The organism is Mycobacterium sp. (assembly GCF_032162105.1).
Classification (GTDB): Bacteria; Actinomycetota; Actinomycetes; order Mycobacteriales; family Mycobacteriaceae; genus Mycobacterium.
On the sequence record NZ_JAVRPS010000723.1, the window covers coordinates 1 to 19,484 of the forward strand.

23 protein-coding genes are annotated in these 19,484 nt (G+C 67.9%); 10 read left to right on the top strand and 13 right to left on the bottom strand.

Annotation, left to right across the window (positions count from 1 at the left end; genetic code table 11):
• Positions 1-312 precede the first annotated feature (312 nt).
• The 3 genes from QOC69_RS36465 (at position 313) to QOC69_RS36475 (ending at position 3,513) form a co-directional block, all read left to right on the top strand.
• Positions 313-1,890, top strand: a complete 1,578-nt coding sequence (locus QOC69_RS36465; RefSeq protein ID WP_526447774.1) for an MFS transporter — start codon at positions 313-315, stop codon at positions 1,888-1,890.
• Positions 1,887-3,158 (top strand): FAD-dependent oxidoreductase, encoded by a 1,272-nt coding sequence (locus tag QOC69_RS36470; RefSeq protein WP_526447776.1) that lies wholly within the window; start codon positions 1,887-1,889, stop codon positions 3,156-3,158. Before QOC69_RS36465 ends, QOC69_RS36470 begins: the two co-directional genes overlap by 4 nt.
• A 169-nt stretch (positions 3,159-3,327) precedes the next feature.
• Complete coding sequence (locus QOC69_RS36475; protein ID WP_526447778.1) at positions 3,328-3,513, top strand: hypothetical protein; 186 nt, start codon at positions 3,328-3,330, stop codon at positions 3,511-3,513.
• A gap of 171 nt (positions 3,514-3,684) precedes the next feature.
• On the opposite strand, the gene QOC69_RS36480 is transcribed toward QOC69_RS36475, so the two are convergent.
• Positions 3,685-3,930, bottom strand: a complete 246-nt coding sequence (locus tag QOC69_RS36480) for a hypothetical protein (protein WP_526447780.1) — start codon at positions 3,928-3,930, stop codon at positions 3,685-3,687.
• Positions 3,931-3,965: 35 nt separating this feature from the next.
• On the opposite strand from QOC69_RS36480, the gene QOC69_RS36485 reads away from it, so the two are divergent.
• The 4 genes from QOC69_RS36485 (at position 3,966) to QOC69_RS36500 (ending at position 5,711) form a co-directional block, all read left to right on the top strand.
• On the top strand, positions 3,966-4,184 hold the full coding sequence (locus QOC69_RS36485; protein ID WP_526447816.1) for an Orn/Lys/Arg family decarboxylase: 219 nt from the start codon (positions 3,966-3,968) through the stop codon (positions 4,182-4,184).
• 61 nt (positions 4,185-4,245) lie between these two features.
• Complete coding sequence (locus QOC69_RS36490) at positions 4,246-4,644, top strand: LytR/AlgR family response regulator transcription factor (protein WP_526447782.1); 399 nt, start codon at positions 4,246-4,248, stop codon at positions 4,642-4,644.
• Between the two features lie 164 nt (positions 4,645-4,808).
• Positions 4,809-5,039, top strand: coding sequence for a hypothetical protein (locus QOC69_RS36495; protein ID WP_526447784.1), 231 nt, complete (start codon positions 4,809-4,811; stop codon positions 5,037-5,039).
• A 45-nt stretch (positions 5,040-5,084) separates the two neighbouring features.
• The gene (locus QOC69_RS36500) at positions 5,085-5,711 is read left to right on the top strand and encodes a M15 family metallopeptidase (protein ID WP_526447786.1); all 627 of its coding nucleotides are present in this window, start codon (positions 5,085-5,087) and stop codon (positions 5,709-5,711) included.
• A 40-nt stretch (positions 5,712-5,751) separates the two neighbouring features.
• On the opposite strand, the gene QOC69_RS36505 is transcribed toward QOC69_RS36500, so the two are convergent.
• Positions 5,752-6,453, bottom strand: coding sequence for an SDR family oxidoreductase (locus tag QOC69_RS36505; protein ID WP_526447788.1), 702 nt, complete (start codon positions 6,451-6,453; stop codon positions 5,752-5,754).
• A gap of 222 nt (positions 6,454-6,675) precedes the next feature.
• Between QOC69_RS36505 and QOC69_RS36510 the strand changes: the two genes are divergently transcribed.
• Complete coding sequence (locus tag QOC69_RS36510) at positions 6,676-7,428, top strand: enoyl-CoA hydratase (protein ID WP_526447790.1); 753 nt, start codon at positions 6,676-6,678, stop codon at positions 7,426-7,428.
• Positions 7,429-7,440: 12 nt separating this feature from the next.
• On the opposite strand, the gene QOC69_RS36515 is transcribed toward QOC69_RS36510, so the two are convergent.
• From QOC69_RS36515 to QOC69_RS36550, 8 genes are all read right to left on the bottom strand, one after another.
• Positions 7,441-8,622 (bottom strand): 2-oxo acid dehydrogenase subunit E2, encoded by a 1,182-nt coding sequence (locus tag QOC69_RS36515; protein ID WP_526447792.1) that lies wholly within the window; start codon positions 8,620-8,622, stop codon positions 7,441-7,443.
• A complete protein-coding gene (locus tag QOC69_RS36520) occupies positions 8,619-9,635 on the bottom strand; it encodes an alpha-ketoacid dehydrogenase subunit beta (RefSeq protein WP_526447818.1) in 1,017 nt (338 codons plus the stop codon). Before QOC69_RS36520 ends, QOC69_RS36515 begins: the two co-directional genes overlap by 4 nt.
• A gap of 54 nt (positions 9,636-9,689) precedes the next feature.
• Positions 9,690-10,787: a pyruvate dehydrogenase (acetyl-transferring) E1 component subunit alpha gene (gene pdhA, locus QOC69_RS36525; protein ID WP_526447794.1), complete on the bottom strand. Its 1,098-nt coding sequence runs from the start codon at positions 10,785-10,787 to the stop codon at positions 9,690-9,692.
• Positions 10,788-10,888: 101 nt separating this feature from the next.
• The gene (locus QOC69_RS36530; RefSeq protein ID WP_526447796.1) at positions 10,889-11,707 is read right to left on the bottom strand and encodes an HpcH/HpaI aldolase/citrate lyase family protein; all 819 of its coding nucleotides are present in this window, start codon (positions 11,705-11,707) and stop codon (positions 10,889-10,891) included.
• On the bottom strand, positions 11,707-12,198 hold the full coding sequence (locus QOC69_RS36535; protein WP_526447798.1) for a MaoC family dehydratase: 492 nt from the start codon (positions 12,196-12,198) through the stop codon (positions 11,707-11,709). The genes QOC69_RS36530 and QOC69_RS36535 overlap by 1 nt, the downstream gene beginning before the upstream one ends.
• Positions 12,198-13,358 carry an acyl-CoA dehydrogenase family protein gene (locus QOC69_RS36540; RefSeq protein ID WP_526447800.1) on the bottom strand — a complete coding sequence of 387 codons (1,161 nt, stop codon included), beginning with the start codon at positions 13,356-13,358 and terminating at the stop codon, positions 12,198-12,200. Before QOC69_RS36540 ends, QOC69_RS36535 begins: the two co-directional genes overlap by 1 nt.
• Entirely contained in the window at positions 13,351-15,342 is a 1,992-nt protein-coding gene (locus QOC69_RS36545; protein WP_526447802.1) for an acetyl/propionyl/methylcrotonyl-CoA carboxylase subunit alpha, read from the bottom strand. Before QOC69_RS36545 ends, QOC69_RS36540 begins: the two co-directional genes overlap by 8 nt.
• 4 nt (positions 15,343-15,346) lie before the next feature.
• On the bottom strand, positions 15,347-16,897 hold the full coding sequence (locus tag QOC69_RS36550; RefSeq protein ID WP_526447804.1) for a carboxyl transferase domain-containing protein: 1,551 nt from the start codon (positions 16,895-16,897) through the stop codon (positions 15,347-15,349).
• A 93-nt stretch (positions 16,898-16,990) separates the two neighbouring features.
• Between QOC69_RS36550 and QOC69_RS36555 the strand changes: the two genes are divergently transcribed.
• On the top strand, positions 16,991-17,608 hold the full coding sequence (locus QOC69_RS36555) for an SACE_7040 family transcriptional regulator (RefSeq protein ID WP_526447806.1): 618 nt from the start codon (positions 16,991-16,993) through the stop codon (positions 17,606-17,608).
• Here QOC69_RS36555 and QOC69_RS36560 read toward each other — a convergent pair.
• Both QOC69_RS36560 and QOC69_RS36565 read right to left on the bottom strand, forming a co-directional pair.
• The gene (locus tag QOC69_RS36560) at positions 17,605-17,760 is read right to left on the bottom strand and encodes a DUF6131 family protein (protein WP_526447808.1); all 156 of its coding nucleotides are present in this window, start codon (positions 17,758-17,760) and stop codon (positions 17,605-17,607) included. The genes QOC69_RS36555 and QOC69_RS36560 overlap by 4 nt on opposite strands.
• Positions 17,761-17,799: 39 nt before the next feature.
• Positions 17,800-18,009, bottom strand: coding sequence for a hypothetical protein (locus QOC69_RS36565; RefSeq protein WP_526447810.1), 210 nt, complete (start codon positions 18,007-18,009; stop codon positions 17,800-17,802).
• A gap of 179 nt (positions 18,010-18,188) precedes the next feature.
• On the opposite strand from QOC69_RS36565, the gene QOC69_RS36570 reads away from it, so the two are divergent.
• Positions 18,189-18,947, top strand: a complete 759-nt coding sequence (locus QOC69_RS36570) for an MmpS family transport accessory protein (RefSeq protein WP_526447812.1) — start codon at positions 18,189-18,191, stop codon at positions 18,945-18,947.
• Here QOC69_RS36570 and QOC69_RS36575 read toward each other — a convergent pair.
• On the bottom strand, positions 18,944-19,484 hold a 541-nt coding region (locus QOC69_RS36575; protein ID WP_526447814.1), incomplete at its 5' end, for an MFS transporter. The two genes, QOC69_RS36570 and QOC69_RS36575, sit on opposite strands and share 4 nt — an antisense overlap.

Below are 19,484 nucleotides of genomic sequence, written 5' to 3' on the forward strand. Positions count from 1 at the left end.
GGCGTGCGCGATGGCCGGGTAGGTGAGACCCGGCGCGATCGCTGCCAACAGGAGTGGCGCGGCCAGCAAGGAGCGTCTGTCCAAATCCATGTGACCCATCGGACACCTTCCAACCCATGGCCTCTCGCGCTACCCAAGCTGACCATTTCGTAGTTCTCAGACTGCGCCGCATCGAGCCGCAGATCAAGTGTGGGGCCCGGAGTTGGCCTCCGTTGTGCACCAGCGGGAATCCTCGATTAGTTGCTGGCGGTAAGGCGTTGATGGACGCCAGCATCGACGACATCTGGTCGCGCCACCGACATCCTGGAATTCATGATCACCCTCAAACTCGATAGCCGTGGCGGCAGCAGGCACCGGACGTCCGCGCCGACCGGCATGCGGGCCAATCCCTGGTGGACCCTGGCCAGCGTCTGCATCGGCGTGATCATGGTGGGCCTGGACGCGTCAGTGGTGGCGATCGCCAATCCTCGCATCGCCCTCGATCTGCATGCCTCGCTGGCGGATCTGCAGTGGATCACCGACGCGTACATGTTGGCCTTGGCGGCATTGCTGATCTTCGGCGGGAAACTGGGCGACCGCTTCGGCCGACGCCGGGTGTTCCTGATCGGCGTCGTCGGGTTCGCGGCCACCTCGGTCGGCATCGGTCTGATCGGCACCGTCGGTGGTGTGATCACGTTGCGTGCCCTGCAAGGCATCTTCGGAGCGCTGCTGATGCCCAGCACCCTGGCGATCGTGCGCAGCACGTTCCCGCGCGACAAACTCAATGCCGCCGTGGGGATCTGGGGCGCGGCGACCGGCGTATCCATCGCAGCCGGGCCGATCGTCGGCGGGCTGCTGGTCGAACACGTCAGCTGGCAATCCGTCTTCTTCATCAACGCGCCGATCGCGGTCGCCGCGCTGTGCATCGGCGGGCTGGCGATCAAGGAGAGCAAGAGCGACATCGCGCAGCGCCTCGACGTACCCGGGATCGCCCTGCTCAGTGGAGGGCTGTTCCTGATCGTGTTCGGCCTCATAAAGGCCCAGAACTGGGGATGGCTGACCGGCCAGACACTCGGCGTGCTGCTGGCGGGCGTGCTCGCCTTGGCGATGTTCGTGCTGATCGAGGCGCGCACCGCCGACCCGCTTCTGCCGTTGCAACTGTTCACCAATCGGCCTCTGGCGATCGGTACCGCTGTGGTTACGATCAACTTCTTCGCCCTCTTCGGCGCGATCTTCTTCATGACGCTCTACCTGCAGAACATGCAGGGATTCAGCCCGATGGCGGCTGGTGTGCGAACGCTGCCGCTGAGCATGACGTTGATGGTCATGGCACCCGTCGGCGGGATTGTCACCAAGAGGTTCGGACCGCGACCGGCCATGGTTGCCGGGCTGGCCAGCGTGGCCGCCGCGCTGTTCTCGCTGACCTCTCTGCACACCGACTCGAGCTACCAGGCACTGTGGCCGGCGTTCATGCTGCTCGGCGCCGGAATCGGTCTGGTGTTGACCGCGGCTTCGGATGCCATCGTGGGCAATGCCAGCGTCGACGACGCCGGTGTGGCCGGCGGTCTGCAGAGCACCGCGGTACAACTCGGCGGGGTCATGGGAACCACGATCCTCGGCTCGGTTCTGACCAGCAGGGTCGGTTCGGTGCTCCTTGGTCAGCTGACGGGCGCGGGCACGCCAGGGCCAGTCGCCGCAAAGCTCAGTGCCGCCAAAGAACTGGTCGCTCAGGGCGTCGCGCCGACGGTTCCGGGGGCGCCCAGCCAACTCACGCATGCGATCGCCGAAGGTAGCCACGCCGCGTTCATGGCCGGCCTGCACACCGCGATGATCGTCGCCTCGGCCGCCGCCGGCGTCGGCGCGTTGCTGGCCCTGTTTGCCACTACCGGGAAAGACGCGGGCCCCGCATGAACCGGGCACTCGTGGTCGGGGGTTCCCTTGGCGGGCTCACGGCAGCGCTGGTTCTCCGAGACCGGGGCTGGGACGTCGAGGTTCTGGAGCGCAGCGCGGTGCCGCTGGAGGGCCGCGGCGCCGGCATCGTCGCGCATCCGATCACCGTGCGCTATCTGCTGGAACGGACCGGTAAGTCGATTGGCGACATCGGGGTGTCGGCCAGCAGGCTTCGCTATCTCGGAGATGACGGCGCCATCGCTGACGTGCAACCCTGCGCATACCGGTTCGCGTCGTACTTCGAGTTGTATCGAGGTCTGCTGGACGCCTTCGGCACGGAGCATTACCACCTGTCGGCTGAGCTTGCGCACCTCGAGAACCGGGGCGATGAGGTCGCGGTGTCCTTGACCAACGGTCAGACGATGACGGCCGACCTCGTGGTGTGCGCCTATGGCATCCGTTCCACGGGACGCCGGATTCTGGTGCCGCAGGCCCAACCACGCTATGCCGGGTATCTGGCGTGGCGCGGCACCATCGGCCGCGATCAGCTCAGCGCCCGCACGGCGGACGTCTTGAGCGACGCGGTCACCTACCGTATCCTCCCCCGGGGCCACCTGCTGACCTATCCCATTCCGGGTCCGGACGGGTCCGTGCTGTGCAACTGGCTCTGGTATCGGAATGTCGCGGAGGGCGACCACCTCACCGACCTGCTCACGGATCGACATGGTTCCAGGGCCGAGCTGACCGTGCCGCCAGGAGCGGTCCAGACCCGGCATGTCGAACGGCTGCATTCGGCGGCGGACACCGAGCTCCCGGCGCCCCTTGCCGAGGTCGTCCGACAAAGCACCGATCCGTTCATCCAGGTGATCGTCGACCTGGAGGTTCCTCGAATGGCCTTCGGTCGAACCTGCTTGATCGGCGACGCGGCGTTCGCGCTGCGGCCACACATCGCTGCGGGCACCGCCAAGGCGGCCGACGATGCCTGGCAGCTGGGCGAGGCCCTGCTCGGCGTCACTCCGCGGCACGTCCCACGTCGACTGAAGGCGTGGGAGGCTCGACAGCTACCGACCGCCGAGCGTGCCATGCAACGAGCCCGCGCGGCCGGTCACCGCTTGCAGGTCGACGGCACCTGGCGGGTCGGCGACCCGGCGCCTTTCGGGCTGCACGCAGCCGGAGACAGCGCTCTGCCGGCCGGTGAGGACCACAACGGCGACACCGATGCCGACGCCGCTCCAAGCGCAGTGCCGCCGGGTTGGCTGACCCGATTCCGGATGAGGAACTCACTATGAGCTACCCGAGCGGCCGTCATTTCCTACAGATTCCGGGTCCCACGAATGTCCCCGATCGAGTGTTGCGCGCTATCGCGGCGCCGACCATCGACCATCGGGGGCCGGCGTTCCAAGCCCTCGCCCTCGAGGTACTCCACCTGCTCGGCCCGTTTTCGCCACGACGGGGCCGGTGGTGATCTACCCGGCATCAGGGACCGGGGCGTGGGAGGCCGCGCTGGTGAACACGCTGAGCCCTGGCGACACCGTATTGACTTTCGAGACTGGCCATTTCGCCACGCTGTGGCGGGAGATGGCCGGCAAGCTCGCCGAGAAGGCGCTCGAAGGATCGGCCACCTCGGCCATTTCAACGATCTGACGCTGGCCGGGACTCTTGCCGCTGTGCGGATGGGGCTGCAGCTCGCCGCGGTTCCGGTCCACTCCAGCGGGGTGGACGTAGCCTGGAGTTGCTCCGCGCATGAGGCCCTGGCAACGCTTGTGCGTACCGAATTGACCTGTCCGACAGCATGTTTGAAGACAACCGGTACGGCTACGGGGCCAGGTCCGCGACCGCCAGCGAGCCGGGGGCGAGTCCAAGACCTTGCTCGGTGGAAGCCGTCACCGCCCGGGTCACGTCGACCAGGCCCTGGTTCACCCCGATCGACGTGTGCACGATGAGCCCGTCGAGTGTCGTCAGCAGGTACCACGCGTCCGATGACGGATCATCGGTGACGAAGCACCCTTCGTCGACCCCGCGCTCGATGAGTGCCACCAGCCGGACGTGGCCTCGTTTCATGACATCGTCGACAGCACAACGGATCCGATGCGGCCATCGGACGGATCTCTTGCGAATCCGTCGCCGCCTATCCCCCAGGGGTCCCGACGCTGCTGCCCGGCGAACAGATCTCGCGTGAGGCCCTGGATTACCTGCAAGCGGTGGTGCGCAGCGGGGCCCGCCTGCACGGGGCCAGCGATCCCAGCCTTCATACCGTCACCGTGCTCGCCAACGACGGGCGAGCGTGCTGTCGTCCATCGCACGGTTCCGGCTAGCAGCAATGCGCATCGGTACCGCACGCTGCCATGCTGATCTCATGGCTTGGAAAGGTGCCCGATGCGGTGCCTAATCGTTGATGACAGCGCGGATTTCGCGAACGCAGCGCGCCGTCTACTCGAGCGCGACGGCGTCACGGTAGTCGACGTGGCGTCGACCGGCGCTGAAGCTCTTCGATCCTTCGAGGAGCTGCGACCGGACGTGACGCTGGTCGACGTCAACCTCGGAGCCGAGAGCGGGTTCGACCTCGCCGAGCAACTTCACCGATCCGGGTTGCCGACACCACCACCGGTGATACTGATTTCCACCCACGCCGAGCAAGACTTCGCCGACATGATCGCCACCAGCCCGGCCATCGGATTCCTGAGCAAGATGGTCCTGACGGATGCTGCAATCCGCGTTCTCGTCGATGGGCGATGCGATGCCGTCTGCTCCGAGGATCGGGGCAATTGCAGCTAGCAGGTACGTCGGAGTGAGGCTAGCGGGGGGCCTGGATGGCCGTCAGCGCTGACGACATCGGCGCACCGAACCGCGATTCTGTGAGTCATGGTTGCGGCAGCGAATCAGGTGATCGCCGACGCTGACGCGAACAGGTGGAATCGGACCGACGAAGAGAAGCGAATATGAGCATGCTCCTTGAGCGACTTTTGATGTGGATCGCTGACGCCTTCGACCGGAGCCTGCTCACGGTGCCCGAGGTAGGCGACGAGTTGGCGACGGGCGTCGGCCGTCTGCGGCCCGAACGGGTGGCGCAGCCGATCAACGAGAACAGGTTCGGGAAGACTACGTCTGAGACGACGGTCGGTCCGCGGGCCCTGAAGCCCCGACATCGCCCGCCCGGAGTCCAACGCTGATTCGCCGATCGCCGGCGACTGCTGGCCGACCAGGAGGCGAGAGCTATGACCCGCCGGGGGTTCGTCGATGTCGCGTTGGCCACGACGAGCACCGTACTTGCCCTGGCCGGGTGCGGTTGCTCGGCTTCGATCACCTCGGGCCTGGCCGCCGCCGAGCCGACGACGGGTGCGTCCACGACCGCCGCGGCGGCGCCCCCCACCGAGGAGCCGCTTTTCGTCGGCGCCGGGGCGAGTGACTCCTGGAGCGGCTATCTCCCCGACAACACGACGCTCAACCCGTTCGACACCTCGAGTCAGTTGCTCGCACTGCTCGACCCGGCGCTGCTCAAGGCCATCCAGGACGCCACCCGCAGCGCGCAATCCCAGGGCGTCGACATCACGATCACGTCCGGTTGGCGGTCGAAGGGATTCCAGCAGCGCCTGTTCGACGATGCGGTTCGCCGGTACGGCAGCGTCGCGGTCGCCCAGCAGTTCGTCGCCTCCCCCGAGTCGTCCAGGCACGTGGTCGGCGAAGCGGTGGACATCGCAGGAGACGGCGCGTCGGCGTGGCTCATCCGCAACGGCCCGCAGTTCGGCTTGTGTCAGATCTACGCCAACGAGAACTGGCACTTCGAACTGGCCACCGACGGTGACGGCCGCTGCCCGCCCCTGCGGCCCAACGCGGCCGGCTGAGCGCCTCCGGACCGGCGACGGCCCGGTTAGCCGGGGGGACTCAGTTGGCCAACTGCAGGTAGAGGGCCGCCACCCCGCCGGCGAGACCGGCCTGGACTCCGCGGCTGACGTCGTCGGCGAGCACCTCGAACGCACCGGCGGCGATGGCGTCGACGGCGAGTACCGCAACCTCGGCGGGGTCCGACTTGGGCGCGTCCATGCCTTCTGTCATGTCGGTATCCATCAGACCGACGTGCAGTGCGGTCACCCCGATCCCCCGGCCTGCCAACTCGGCGCGCAGAGCGTTCGTCATCGACCACTCCGCTGACTTGGAGGCGCAGTACCCACCGAGGTCCGGGATGCTCAGCCAGGACAGCACCGACAAGACGTTGAGAATCGCGCCGCCGCCGTTGTGCTCGATGACCGGAGCGAAGGCCTGCACCACCGTCAGCGTGCCGAAGTAGTTGGTGTCCATCTCCCGGCGGGCGTCGTCGAGATCTCCGGTGAGCAGGCCGGTTCCGACTGAGATGCCGGCATTGTTCACCAGCAGGGTCACGTCACCCGCCGCTTCGGCCGCGGCCGCCACCGACGCGGGATCTGTGATGTCCACCGCGACCGGGATGGCTCCGTCCAGGTCAATCGACCCTGGGTTGCGGGCGCCGGCGTAGACGCGCGCGCCTCGACGCAGGAGTTCGGCGCTGAAGTGCCGACCGAGCCCGCGGTTGGCGCCGGTGACCAGAGCAGTGCACGAAGAGATGTCCATCGGCCCATCATGCTCCCGACCAGTGCATGACAACCGTGCTGGCACAGTCGATGCATGACCGCCCTGGGACGCGGCGATTCGACCTCGTCACCTTCGCGGCGATTCGACCTCGTCACCTTCGCGGTGATTCGACGCAAGCTCTACTACCGCTACCTGCTTCGGTGGTCGAGCTAGCGGGTCACCTGTCAATCCGCCCGTCTGACCGGTCACTAGGGTTGACCCGTGTCTGATCTCGTACTGACGCAGGTCGAGGACCGCGTCGCGCTCATCACAGTCAACGATCCCGACCGCCGCAACGCGGTCACGGCCGACATCTCCGCGGCGCTTCGCGCGGCCGTCGACGCGGCCGAGGCCGACCCAGGCGTGCATGCGGTGATCGTCACCGGCGCGGGCAAGGCGTTCTGTGCGGGCGCCAACCTCACGGCGCTGGGCACCGCAGCCGAGCATGGCCTCCGGGTGATCTACGACGGCTTCCTCGCCGTCGCGCAATGCTCGCTGCCGACCATCGCTGCGGTGAACGGTCCCGCCGTGGGCGCCGGGCTCAACCTGGCGCTGGCCGCCGACGTGCGCATCGCGGGCCCGACGGCATTGTTCGACCCGAGGTTCCAGAAACTCGGCATCCACCCCGGCGGCGGCGCGACGTGGATGTTGCAGCGCGCGGTCGGCCCACAGGTGGCGCGGGCATCGCTGCTGTTCGGGATGCGGTTCGACGCGGAAGCCGCGGTGCGGCACGGGCTGGCCCTGCAGGTGGCCGACGACCCGGTGGCGGCCGCACGCGAGCTCGCGGCCGGTCCCGCGGCGGCACCGCGCGACGTGGTGATCGCGACGAAGGCGTCCATGCGCGCAACCGCCAACCCGGGCACCGTCGACACCGAGCAGCACCGGATCGCCGTCGACGTCGAGATCGGCCCGCAGGCGATCTCCATCGAGTCACCCGAGTTCGCCGCGCGGTTGGCCGCCGCCCAGCGCAGGTAGCAGAGCGGTTTGTTACAGATCCAGTAGGGCCAGCTCGGGCCCCTCGACCAGGTCCCTGAGTTCGCAGAGGAATGCGGCCGCCTGGGCACCGTCAGCGATGCGGTGATCGAAGGCGCACGTCAGCGTCATCGTAGGACGGGCGACGACGGCGCCGTCGACGACGACCGCACGCGGCTTCAGCGATCCCATGCCGAGGATGGCGGCTTCGGGATGGTTGATCACCGGAACGCCATCGTCGAGGCCGAGTGCCCCAAAGTTGGACACCGTGAACGTCGAGCCCTGCAGGTCCGTGGGTTTGAGTGTGCCGGCCCGGGCATCGGCCACGAGTCGGGTTACCGCGGCAGCTAGTTCACGGGTGGTCTTGGCCGATGCGTCGGGCACGACGGGCACCAGCAGGCCCCTTGGCGCGGCGACGCCGATACCGAGGTGCACGGTGGGGTGGACGTGGATGCGTGGGCCGTCGACGGTGTCCATCCAGGTGGAGTTGAGCATCGGATGATGATGCAACGCGATCGTCAACAACCGCAACGTCAGCACGAATGGCGTGATCGGCTCGGCGCTGGCGTCGCGTAGCCCGTCCCGCAGCCGCAGCAGGGCTGAACAGTCGACCTGAACCGACGCATGGGCGTCGGGAATCTCCCTGCGCGACAACGCCATTCGGCGGGCCATCTCCAACCGGACACCCGAGACTGGCGCATCATCCGGGCGGGACACGTCCGTTGCGGCGAGGACGTCATCGCGCGTGACGATGCCGCCGGGCCCCGAACCCGGTGCGACGGAGGCCATGTCGACGTTCAGTTCGGCAGCCAGTTTGCGCACTGGCGGTTTGGCCCTGGGACGCCGCCTGGAACCGTCCATCGCGTCGTCGGTGCCATAGCCGACGAGCACGGGCTTGCGTGCCACGGCGTCGGCATCATTCCCCGGTCGCTCCGCTCCTGCCGGCCGAGCGGCCGCGATGCGAACCAACACCGCTCCGACGGGCAGCGTGTCGCCCTCGGCGCCACCGAGTTCGACGATGCGGCCGGCATACGGGCTGGGGATCTCGACCTCGGCCTTGTTGGTCTCCACCGTGCACAACACCTGGTTGAGCTCGACCACATCGCCCACCGAAACCAGCCAGTCGGTGATCGTGGCGTCCTCCAGACCCTCGCCGAGGTCGGGTACCAGGAACTCCTGCACGGTGTCGTCGGTCATGGCTGGCTCATCGCCGTCTCGACGCAATCGAGTAATCGGTCGACGCCCGGCAGCCAGAGTTTCTCGAGCCGCGCCGGCGGATAGGGCGTGTCGAATCCGGTGGCGCGCAACACCGGAGCCTCGAGGTCGTAGAACAGCTCCTCGGAGATGCGGGCCGCCAGTTCAGCGCCGAAGCCAAGCGTCCGCGGACCCTCGTGCATCACCACGGCGCGCCCCGTCCTGCGCACCGACGCCGCGACGGTGTCGAAGTCGAGGGGGTTGAGCGATCGCAGGTCGACGACCTCCAGGCTGTACGCGGTCGACTCGGCGGCGCTCAATGCGGTGGCGACCAACGAGCCGTAGGTGATCACCGTGACGTCGTCACCCGGCCGACGGACCGCAGCCCGTCCGATGGGCTCCCCGGGGATCGAGGTGTCGACCAGCTCGCGGCCCCAGTAGCGGCGCTTGGGCTCGAGGAAGATCACCGGGTCCCGATCCTCGATGGCGTACCGCAGCAGCCAGTAGGCATCCGACGGCGTCGATGGCACCACCACCTTCAACCCCGCGGTGTGCAGCCAGTAGGTCTCGGTGGATTCCGAATGATGTTCGACCGCACCGATTCCGCCGAACGACGGGATGCGTATGGTCACCGGCATGTCGACGTCGCCGCGGGTCCGCATCCGGTACTTGGCCAGGTGACTGACGATCTGGTCGAAAGCGGGCGCGGCGAAGCCGTCGAACTGAATCTCGGGCACCGGCACGAATCCGCGGATGGCCATTCCGATGGAGATGCCGATGATGGCGGACTCCGCCAGCGGTGTGTCGAAACATCGTCCATCGCCGAATGTCTCGGCCAGTCCCTCGGTTACCCGGAACACGCCGCCGAGTCGGGCGACGTCCTCGCCGAACACCAACACCCGGTCATCGGCGGCCATGGCGTCGTGCAGCGCCCGGTTGATCGCCTTTGCCATGGTCGAATCGGCGACGGCAGGGACATTGGTCAGGAAGGGTTCCGGGGTGTCGTCCCCGTGCATCGGTGGTCGTTCGATGATCTGGGTCATTTCGCTCCTCGCGTCCGCGGTGTCATCTCAGACCTCCTTCGCCAATTCGGCTGCCAGTTGGTCGCGTTGGCGCGCGAGTTCGGGGGTGATGTCGTGGTAGACCGTGTCGAACACCTCGGCGACCTCGACGTCGGGGGTGTTGACCACGGCGTCGCGCAACTCGGCCCGCAGCCGCTGCGACCGCGCCGCGGTGCGCTCCTCCAGCCGCTCCGTCCACACGCCCACACTCTGGAGGTACACGCGGTAGCGGTCGATCGGATCCCGTGCGCGCCAATGCTGCACCTCGTCGTCGGTGCGGTAACGCGTGGGGTCGTCGGACGTGGTGTGCGGCCCCATCCGATAGGTGACCGCCTCGATCAGCGTCGGCCCATCGCCGCTGCGGGCCCGTTGCGCGGCCTGCGCCATCACCGCGTAGCAGGCCAGTACGTCGTTGCCGTCCACCCGGATTCCGGGCATCCCGTAGCCGATCGCCCGGTGCGCGATCGACGGCCCCGCCTGCTGTTGAGCCACCGGCAGCGAGATGGCCCACTGGTTGTTCTGCACGAAGAACACACACGGCACGGCGAACACCGAGGCCAGGTTCAGCGCCTCGTGGACGTCGCCCTCCGACGTCGCTCCATCGCCGAGGAACGCCACGGTGACCGAGTCCTCGCCGAGCCGCTGAGCCGCCATCGCCGCGCCGACGGCGTGCAGGCCGTGGGTGCCGATCGGAATCGCGATCGGGGCGCAGCACTTCTTGGTGAACTCGAGCCCGCCGTGCCATCGGCCCCGCCACACCGCGCCCATCTGGGCGGGGTTGATGCCGCGCACCAGCAACGCGCCCAGTTCGCGGTACTGCGGGAAAAGCCAATCCGTCTTGCGCAGGCACGCCGTCGCGCCGATCTGGGCCGCCTCCTGGCCGCGGGATCCCGCGAACAGCGCCAACTCACCTTGCCGCTGCAGGTTCACGAACTCGGTGTCGAGCTCGCGGGTGACGACCATCGACTCGTAGAGCCAGGCCAGCGTCTCGGGCGGGAGATCTCGGCGGTATCGGGTTTCGGTGGTGGGCGTCCCGTCGGGGGCCACCAGTTGAATCGGCTCCAGCTCGACGCTCAGCGTCGTGGGTGCCTGAATGGACCCGGCCATACCGCCTCCTAGGGTCACTGGCGGCGGGTCGCGCCGTCAGGCGACTGAGGTGCTCAGCACGGAGGCGATCAGAGCAAAACCCCTGGTGAGGGGCCTGTTCGTCAGCTGCCGGGGTGGGGCGCCAACGAGACGATGCGCTCTGCCCGCCGCAGCACTGGGGCATCTACCATTATGCCTTCGTATTGGAAGACGCCGCGCTGACTGCGGGCCGTGTCGAGCACGCGCCGCGCCCAGTCGATCTGATCGTCGGATGGTGCGTATGCGGCCCGGATGACCGCCACCTGGGTGGGGTGGATGGCAACCTTGGCGTCGAAACCCACGGCCACGGCGTCGTCGCTTTCGGCGCGTAACCCGGCGAGGTCCTTGATGTCGAGGTACACCGAGTCTAGGGCCATGCGCCCGTACGCCTTGGCCGCCAACAACGTCTGCGACCGCACGTGCTTGGCGACGTCACGGTAGCTGCCGTCGGCGTTGCGGTTCGCCGTTCCGCCCAGCACCGCGAACAGGTCCTCGGCGCCCCACATCACGGCGAGGGCGTTGTCGACCCGCGCCAGCTCGGCGACCACCAGCGCCGCCAGCGGCGTCTCGATCAACACGACGACGTCCAGCGGCGCCAGCGACGCGATCTGCTCCGGTGTTTCGGTCTTGGCCAGCATCACGGTCGTGTACCCGGTGCGCGCCAACGCCTTCCGGTCGAGTTCGTGGTCGGGCGTGGTGAGCGGGTTGACTCGCACCACGGTCCGGCCGGGGTCGAGCGGCGTGTCGATCAGGGCTGCGCGCGCGGCCTCGCGGTCCTTGGCCGCCACGCCGTCCTCCAGATCGAGGATCACCACATCGGCTGCGGCGGCGGCCTTTTCGAACCGCTCCGGACGGTCGGCGGGGCAGAACAGCCAGCCGGGACCGTTGGTGCCGAGCGCCATCAGGACTCCTCTGCGTCGGCGGGACGCTTGCGCACCATGGTCTTTCGGGACGCGGTCGCGACGACGTCACCGTGCTGGTTGCGACCGACGTGGGAGAAGGTGACGATGCCCTCGCCCGGCCGGCTCTTGGACTCCCGCTTGTCGGTCACCTCGGTCTCGGCATACAGCGTGTCGCCGTGGAAGAGCGGCTTTGGGAACGCCACCTCACCGAAGCCGAGGTTGCCCACGATGGTGCCCTGCGTCAGTTGTGCCACCGACAGGCCCACCAGCGTGGACAGCGTGAACATCGAGTTCACCACGCGTTGCCGGAACGGCTCCTGCGTCTCGGCGAACGCCGCATCCAGATGCAGCGCCTGGGTGTTCATCGTCAGCGTGGTGAACAGCACATTGTCGGCCTCGGTGACGGTGCGTCCGGGGCGGTGCTGGTAGAGCACGCCGGCCTCGAACTCCTCGAACCACAGCCCGCGCTGGACGATGACCCTCTTGTCCATCACACGCCTGCTTCCCGCGCGATCAGCATCAACTGCACTTCGGTTGTGCCCTCACCGATTTCGAGGATCTTGCTGTCGCGGTAGTGCCGGGCGACGGGGTATTCGTTCATGAAGCCGTAGCCGCCGAACACCTGGGTGGCATCCCTGGCGTTGTCCATCGCAGCCTCGCTGGCCACCAGCTTGGCGATGGCGGCGGCCTTCTTGAACGGCTTGCCGGCCAGCATCAGCGCGGCAGCGTCGTAGTACGCGGTGCGCGCGGCGTGGGCGCGGACCTCCATCCTGGCGATCTTGAACGCGATGGCCTGGTAGGTGCCGATCGCCGCGCCGAACGCCTGGCGTTCCTTGGCGTACTTGACGCACTCGTCGACGCAACCCTGGGCGGCGCCGACCGACAGTGCGGCGATCGCGATCCGGCCCTCGTCGAGGATCCGCAGGAAGTTGGCGTAGCCCCGTCCGCGTTCGCCGAGCAGGTTCTCCTGCGGTACCCGGACGTCGTCGAAGCTCAGCGGATGGGTGTCCGAGGCGTTCCAGCCGACCTTGTTGTAGGCCGGTTCGGCGGTGAAACCCTCGGTCGGCACGGGCACCAGGATCGACGAGATCTGCTTCTTGCCATCGGTTTCCCCGGTGACGGCGGTGACCGTGACCAGCTTGGTGATGTCGGTACCCGAGTTGGTGATGAACTGCTTGGAGCCATTGATAATCCAAGTTGACCCATCCAACTTGGCGGTGGTCTTCGTGGCCCCGGCGTCGGTGCCGCCGCCGGCCTCGGTCAGCCCGAACGCGCCGAGCGCCTTGCCGCTGGCCAGCAGTGGCAGCCACTCCTGCTTCTGTTCCTCGTTGCCGAAGCGGTACACCGGCATCGCCCCCAGCGACACCCCGGCCTCCAACGTGATGGCCACGCTCTGGTCGATCTTGCCGAGTTCCTCGAGTGCCAGGCACAGCGCGAAGTAATCGCCGCCCATGCCGCCGTACTCCTCGGGGAACGGCAGGCCGAACAGCCCCATGTCGGCCATCCCCGCGACGACTTCGTACGGGAACGAGTGCTCGGCGTCGTGTTTGGCGGCGACCGGGGCGACGACGCTCTTGGCGAAGTCGCGGACCGTCTTGGCCAGCTGCTCGTAGTGATCCGGCAGGGTGCCGGTGGACAGAAAGTCACTCATGACTGGACTCCTCGGTTGAAACGGTGATCCGGGCCAGCACCTGGCCCACCTTGACCTGGTCGCCGACGGCGACGAGTAGTTCGACGGCGCCGTCGACCGGCGCCGAGAGTTGATGTTCCATCTTCATCGCCTCGACGGTGATCACGACGGTGCCCGTAGTCACCTGCGCGCCGTCGTTGACGCCGACGGCCACCACCGAACCCGGCATGGGGCTGACGAGTTCCGCGTCGCCGGTGTGTTCGTCGTCGGGACGGACCGGTGCCTCGCGGACCTCCTCGACCACCACGGTGCGCTCCGCCCCGGACAGCCAGACCCGGCCGTCGGATGCGGCGACCACGAAGTCGGTGCGCAGCCCGTCGAGGGTGACGACGAGCGCGTCGCCGTCGAGAGTCGCGGTGAGCGTGCGGGTTTCGCCGTCCTCGATCCGCGCGATCGCCTCGATCGGCGTGCCCGCGAGGTGGACGTGGTCGGTGCGCTCACCGGCACCCAATCGCACCGTGGTGGGCGCGCGCTCCCCCATCCGCCAACCCGATGGCACGTCCCACAGGTCGCCGGGAACATCGGGCCAGCGGGCCGACCACAGGTAGGCGGCGGCCGCGATCAACGCGTCGTCGCCGGCCGCGGCACCGGGGTAGTCGGGGGTCCGCCGGTCCAGCAGCCCGGTGTCGAGTCGGCCGGCCGCGACGTCCGGATCGGCGAGCAGGAACCGCAGGAAGTCGACGTTGGTCGTGACACCCAGCACGGCGGTCTCGGCGAGCGCCCGGTCCAGCGCCCGCAGCGCCGCCGGCCGGTCGCCCGCGTGGACGATGACCTTGGCCAGCATCGGGTCGTAGTCGCTACCGACGACGGTGCCGGCGTAGATGCCGGAATCCACCCGCACCCCAGGCCCATTCGGCTCCCGAACGGCGAGCACGTCTCCACCCGTCGGCAGGAAGTCGCGGGCGGGATCCTCGGCGTAGACGCGCGCTTCGATGGCGTGACCGGTCATCGCGACGTCGTCCTGGGCGATCGGCAGCTTTTCCCCTGCCGCGATGCGCACCTGGTGTTCGACGAGGTCGACTCCGGTCACCATCTCGGTGACGGGGTGCTCGACCTGCAGGCGGGTGTTCATCTCCATGAAGAAGAACTCGTCCGGGTTCTCCGCGGAGACGATGAATTCGACGGTGCCCGCGCCCGTGTAGTCGACGCTGCGGGCGGTATCGCAGGCGGCGGCTCCGATGCGGGCCCTGGTGGCCGGATCGAGCAGTGGCGACGGCGCTTCTTCGATGACCTTCTGGTGGCGGCGCTGCAGGCTGCACTCACGCTCGCCGAGGTGCACCACGTTGCCGTGGCCGTCGGCGAGAACCTGCACTTCGATGTGCCTGGGCACCAACACGAATCGTTCCAGGAACAGCGTGTCGTCGCCGAACGCTGCGGCCGATTCGCGGCGCGCGGAGACGAGGGCAGCCGGGAGGTCGGCGGGCCGCTCGACCATGCGCATGCCCTTGCCGCCCCCACCCGCGGACGGTTTGACGAGCACCGGGAAGCCGACCTGTTCGGCGCCGTCGATCAGGTCGGCGTCGGTGAGGCCGGGCCGGGAGATACCTGGCACGACGGGCACGCCGAACGCCGAAACGGCTGCCTTGGCGGCGATCTTGTCGCCCATGGTCCGGATCGCGGCGACCGACGGCCCGATGAAGACGATGCCTGCCCGGTGCAGGGCCTCGGCGAATTCGGCGTTCTCGGCGAGGAATCCATAGCCAGGATGCACCGCCTGCGCGCCGGTGCGAACTGCGGCGCCGACGACCGCGGGGATATTCAGGTAGCTCTGCCGCGACGGGGCGGGACCCAGCAGCACGGCGACGTCGGCCTCGGCGACGTGTCGGGCACCGGCGTCGGCGTCGCTGAACACCGCCACCGAGCGGATGCCCATGGCGCGCAGCGTGCGGATCACCCGCACGGCGATCTCGCCGCGGTTGGCGACCAGAACGGTGCTGAAGGTCATCGGGTCACATCCTGAAGACGCCGTAGGACACCGACTCCAGCGGAGACTGTGCGACAACCGAAAGTGCCAGCCCCACCACGGTTCTGGTGTCGGCGGGGTCGATGACGCCGTCGTCCCAGAGCCGCGCCGTCGAGTAGTACGGGTTGCCCTGGTGCTCGTACTGCTCGCGGATCGGCGCCTTGAACGCCTCTTCCTCCGCAGCGGTCATGTCGCCGCGGACCGCGGCGAGGACCGACGCGGCCTGCTCGCCACCCATCACCGAGATCCTGGCGTTCGGCCACATCCACAGGAATCGCGGCGAGTACGCCCGGCCACACATCGAGTAGTTGCCCGCGCCGTAGGAGCCGCCGATCACCACCGTCAGCTTGGGGACGCGCGCGCAGGCGACGGCGGTGACCATCTTGGCGCCGTGCTTGGCGATGCCACCCGCCTCGTAGTCGCGACCCACCATGAAGCCCGCGATGTTCTGCAGGAACAGCAGCGGCGTCTGACGCTTGTCGCACAGCTCGATGAAATGGGCGCCCTTCATGGCGGATTCGCCGAACAGGACGCCGTTGTTGGCGACGATGCCCACCGGGTGGCCGTGAATGCGCGCGAAACCCGTCACCAGCGTCGAGCCGTACTCCGCCTTGAACTCGGCGAAGTCTCCGCCATCGACGATGCGGGTGACCACCTCGTGCACGTCGTAGGGCACCTTCGAATCGATGGGCACCACGTCGTACAACTCGGTCTGGTCGGCGACCGGCTCGACGGTTGGCGTGACGTCCCACGGCGTCGCAGTGCGCGGGCCCAACGTCGCGACGATCCGTCGCACGATGCGCAACGCGTCGCGGTCGTCGTGCGCCAAATGGTCGGTGACGCCGGAGATCTTGGAGTGCATGTCCCCGCCGCCAAGATCCTCGGCCGTCACCACCTCACCGGTGGCGGCCTTCACCAGCGGGGGTCCGCCCAGGAAGATGGTGCCCTGGTTGCGCACGATGACGGCTTCGTCGCTCATGGCGGGCACGTATGCGCCACCCGCGGTACAGGATCCGAGCACGGCGGCGATCTGCGGAATGCCGTCGGCGCTGAGGTTGGCCTGGTTGAAGAAGATCCGGCCGAAGTGCTCGCGGTCGGGGAACACTTCGTCCTGGCGGGGCAGGAACGCACCGCCGGAGTCGACCAGGTAGATGCACGGCAACCGGTTCTGGCCCGCGATCTCCTGTGCGCGAAGGTGTTTCTTGACGGTGATCGGGTAGTAGGTGCCGCCCTTGACGGTCGCGTCGTTCGCCACGATCATGCACTCGCGGCCCGACACCCGGCCGATGCCGGCGATCAGTCCGGCGCCGGGGCACTCGTCGTCGTACATGCCGTCTGCGGCAAGGGGGGTCAGCTCCAGGAACGGGCTGCCCGGATCGAGCAGACCGTCGACGCGGTCGCGCGGCAGCAGCTTGCCCCGGCTGACGTGGCGCTCCCTGGCGCCGGCCGACCCTCCGAGCGAGGCGGTGGCCAGCTTGGAGCGCAACTGCGCCACCAACGCCAGATGCTGCTCGCGATGGGATACCCGCGTAGACATCGCTGAACCCGTTCAGTTGAGTTAATCACGACTAACTGATGGTATGTTAGTGACCATTAACCGAAATGTCCACCACCGGGGCAGGAGGCAGGAATGGCCACGTCGAGTCCTGCCGAGACGCGCCGGAGCAGGGCGAAGTCGGATCGTCGCTCACAGTTGATCGCCGCCGCCGAACGACTGGTGGCCGAACGCGGATTCCTCGCCGTGCGACTCGAGGACATCGGCGCCGCCGCCGGGGTGAGCGGGCCCGCGATCTACCGCCACTTCCCCAACAAGGAAGCACTTCTGGTGGAGCTGCTGGTCGGCATCAGCACCCGGTTGCTCGCCGGCGCCAGGAACGTCGTCAGGAGTGCCGAAACCCCGGCCGACGCCCTCGACGGGCTGATCGACTTCCATCTAGACTTCGCGCTCGGCGAATCCGACCTGATCCGGATCCAGGATCGCGATCTCGGCCATCTGCCCGTGCCCGCGAAGCGTCAGGTCCGCAAGTCGCAGCGGCAGTACGTCGAGATCTGGGTACAGGTCCAGCGTGACCTCGATCCGACGCTCGGGGAGGAGGACGCCCGACTCATGGCGCACGCCACCTTTGGACTGCTGAACTCCACCCCGCACAGCGTCAAGCAGGTCGCTGCCGCCGAGTCAGCACGGTCATCGCGCGCTGTTCTGCGCGCGATGACCGTGGCTGCGCTCGGCTCGGCCAAACGGGGTTAGTACCAGACCTTCCTGCCGCCGACCGCGTGTCCGGCCGCACCCAGCAGCCAGAACACAGCACCCACGACGAGCGCGACCACACCGATGTAGGTGAGGATCGGGACGCCGAAGATCAGCCCCAGAATGAGCAGAATCGCTCCAATGACAATCATGATGACCTTCCTTCGTAATTCGGATTCAGAGCCGGACGGTTACTGACTCGGCTCGGGAATGTTGCAGCTCGTCACCTTCGGGTTCACCCCGGCGTAGTTCAGCGGACCGGCAACCACGGTCAGGGCAATCGTTCCGGCTGTGGCACAGTTGTTCTCAGACGTCTCGAAGTAGCCGCGCTGGAACGCGGCAACCACACCGATCAACAACCAGACCAGTACGACGACTCCCAATATTCCGCCACCTCGCATGTCGGCCTCCTTGGTTAGGGGCGCCCGTGTGGCGCGTGATCTTGACTTACCCGGACGATAATTTGGCTAAACCCGGCGGCATGAATTCGCTCGTCACGGGCCCGCGGCTGGGAGGCGACGACTGCCGCGTACCCGCGGTCCGGGCCGTCGCGCGGGTACCCTGCAGCCATGAGGTGGGAATGACCGATTCGCCACGCCGCGATGTTCCGGATCCGACGCAGCCGCTGCCCTACGGCAACTCCGGCTACACCGATCCCGCGTACTCGAGCCAAGCGCCGCTGGGGTCGTACTATCAGCCGCTGCCGCCGACGGGCCCCACCCGGCAGCTACCCCCGTATGGCTATGACTCCAACGTCACCGACCAGTTCGGACCCCCGTACCCCCCTGGCGGCGCGCCTCCCGAGCCGCCCGACCCGAAGGGCCGCGGTCCGCGCGCGTGGCTGTGGGTGCTGGCGGCCATCTCGGTGTTGGTCGTCATCGGCCTGGTGATCGCACTGGTCATCGTGAACAGCTCGCAGCAGCAGACCGTCATGGCGCCACCGCCCGCGCCGCTGGAGCCGAACTTCCCCACGCCGTCCACCACCACCAGCCGGGCGCCGACCACCACGCGCAGCATCGCCCCGCTGCCATCGGCCACCGCCACCCCGCCGGACGAATCGACGACACCCGGCGAGACCGAGACGGTCGTCTACGACGTGGTCGGGCCGGGCCGGGCGATCAACATCACCTACGTCGACGCAGGCGGCTTACTGCAGACCGAGTTCAACGTGATGCTGCCCTGGAGCAAGGAAGTCCAGTTGGCCAAGCCGGCCGATCGCTCGGCGAGTGTCAGCATCATCAACGTCGGCCGGGAGATCTCCTGCTCGATCACCTTGAGCGGCACGCAGATTCAGCAGCGCACCGGATCGGGCCTGACGATCTGCAGCGCGCTGGGTTAGACCGGCTCTCGGCGCGGCGTCCGCACCGCGATCATCCCCACCAGACCGATGGCGAGCACGGCGCAGATCCCGCCCAACCCCGCGCGGTCCGCTCCGAACACCGCGATGAACGTCCCGAAGAACCACGGCGCGAGGAATGACGCCGCGCGCCCGGTCGTGGTGTACAGCCCGAACGCGACACCCTCCTTGCCCTCGGTCGTCAGGCGCAGCATCTGCGTCCGCGCCGACGACTGGGTGGGACCGACGAAGAGGCACAGCAGCAGCCCGCAGACCCAGAACGAGGTGACTCCATCGAGGGCCATCAGGACGAGCGCGGTGACGATCAGGGCGCTCAAGGACCCGACGATGACGGGCTTGGATCCGAGGCGGTCGTCGAGCAGGCCACCGATCACCGCACCGATCGCGGCGATCACGCAGGCGCACACACCGAACAGCAGGACGTCGGCCGGTGACACCCCGTACACCGTCACACCGACCACCGCCCCGAACGTGAACACGCCCGTCAGCCCGTCGCGGAACACCGCACTGGCAGCCAGG

What these genes read in the sequence shown, in the direction of transcription:
- pdhA (WP_526447794.1), bottom strand. Translation starts at nt 10,787, where the DNA reads ATGGCCGGGTCCATTCAGGCACCCACGACGCTGAGCGTCGAGCTGGAG.
- QOC69_RS36535 (WP_526447798.1), bottom strand. Translation starts at nt 12,198, where the DNA reads ATGGACAAGAGGGTCATCGTCCAGCGCGGGCTGTGGTTCGAGGAGTTC.
- QOC69_RS36490 (WP_526447782.1), top strand. Translation starts at nt 4,246, where the DNA reads ATGCGGTGCCTAATCGTTGATGACAGCGCGGATTTCGCGAACGCAGCG.
- QOC69_RS36480 (WP_526447780.1), bottom strand. Translation starts at nt 3,930, where the DNA reads ATGAAACGAGGCCACGTCCGGCTGGTGGCACTCATCGAGCGCGGGGTC.
- QOC69_RS36505 (WP_526447788.1), bottom strand. Translation starts at nt 6,453, where the DNA reads ATGGACATCTCTTCGTGCACTGCTCTGGTCACCGGCGCCAACCGCGGG.
- QOC69_RS36545 (WP_526447802.1), bottom strand. Translation starts at nt 15,342, where the DNA reads ATGACCTTCAGCACCGTTCTGGTCGCCAACCGCGGCGAGATCGCCGTG.
- QOC69_RS36520 (WP_526447818.1), bottom strand. Translation starts at nt 9,635, where the DNA reads ATGCACGGGGACGACACCCCGGAACCCTTCCTGACCAATGTCCCTGCC.
- QOC69_RS36530 (WP_526447796.1), bottom strand. Translation starts at nt 11,707, where the DNA reads ATGGCGCTCGGCACCAACGGTCCCGGCTGGCTGTTCTGCCCCGCCGAC.
- QOC69_RS36560 (WP_526447808.1), bottom strand. Translation starts at nt 17,760, where the DNA reads ATGATTGTCATTGGAGCGATTCTGCTCATTCTGGGGCTGATCTTCGGC.
- QOC69_RS36465 (WP_526447774.1), top strand. Translation starts at nt 313, where the DNA reads ATGATCACCCTCAAACTCGATAGCCGTGGCGGCAGCAGGCACCGGACG.
- QOC69_RS36495 (WP_526447784.1), top strand. Translation starts at nt 4,809, where the DNA reads ATGAGCATGCTCCTTGAGCGACTTTTGATGTGGATCGCTGACGCCTTC.
- QOC69_RS36570 (WP_526447812.1), top strand. Translation starts at nt 18,189, where the DNA reads ATGACCGATTCGCCACGCCGCGATGTTCCGGATCCGACGCAGCCGCTG.
- QOC69_RS36540 (WP_526447800.1), bottom strand. Translation starts at nt 13,358, where the DNA reads ATGAGTGACTTTCTGTCCACCGGCACCCTGCCGGATCACTACGAGCAG.
- QOC69_RS36550 (WP_526447804.1), bottom strand. Translation starts at nt 16,897, where the DNA reads ATGTCTACGCGGGTATCCCATCGCGAGCAGCATCTGGCGTTGGTGGCG.
- QOC69_RS36470 (WP_526447776.1), top strand. Translation starts at nt 1,887, where the DNA reads ATGAACCGGGCACTCGTGGTCGGGGGTTCCCTTGGCGGGCTCACGGCA.
- QOC69_RS36565 (WP_526447810.1), bottom strand. Translation starts at nt 18,009, where the DNA reads ATGCGAGGTGGCGGAATATTGGGAGTCGTCGTACTGGTCTGGTTGTTG.
- QOC69_RS36500 (WP_526447786.1), top strand. Translation starts at nt 5,085, where the DNA reads ATGACCCGCCGGGGGTTCGTCGATGTCGCGTTGGCCACGACGAGCACC.
- QOC69_RS36515 (WP_526447792.1), bottom strand. Translation starts at nt 8,622, where the DNA reads ATGACCGACGACACCGTGCAGGAGTTCCTGGTACCCGACCTCGGCGAG.
- QOC69_RS36555 (WP_526447806.1), top strand. Translation starts at nt 16,991, where the DNA reads ATGGCCACGTCGAGTCCTGCCGAGACGCGCCGGAGCAGGGCGAAGTCG.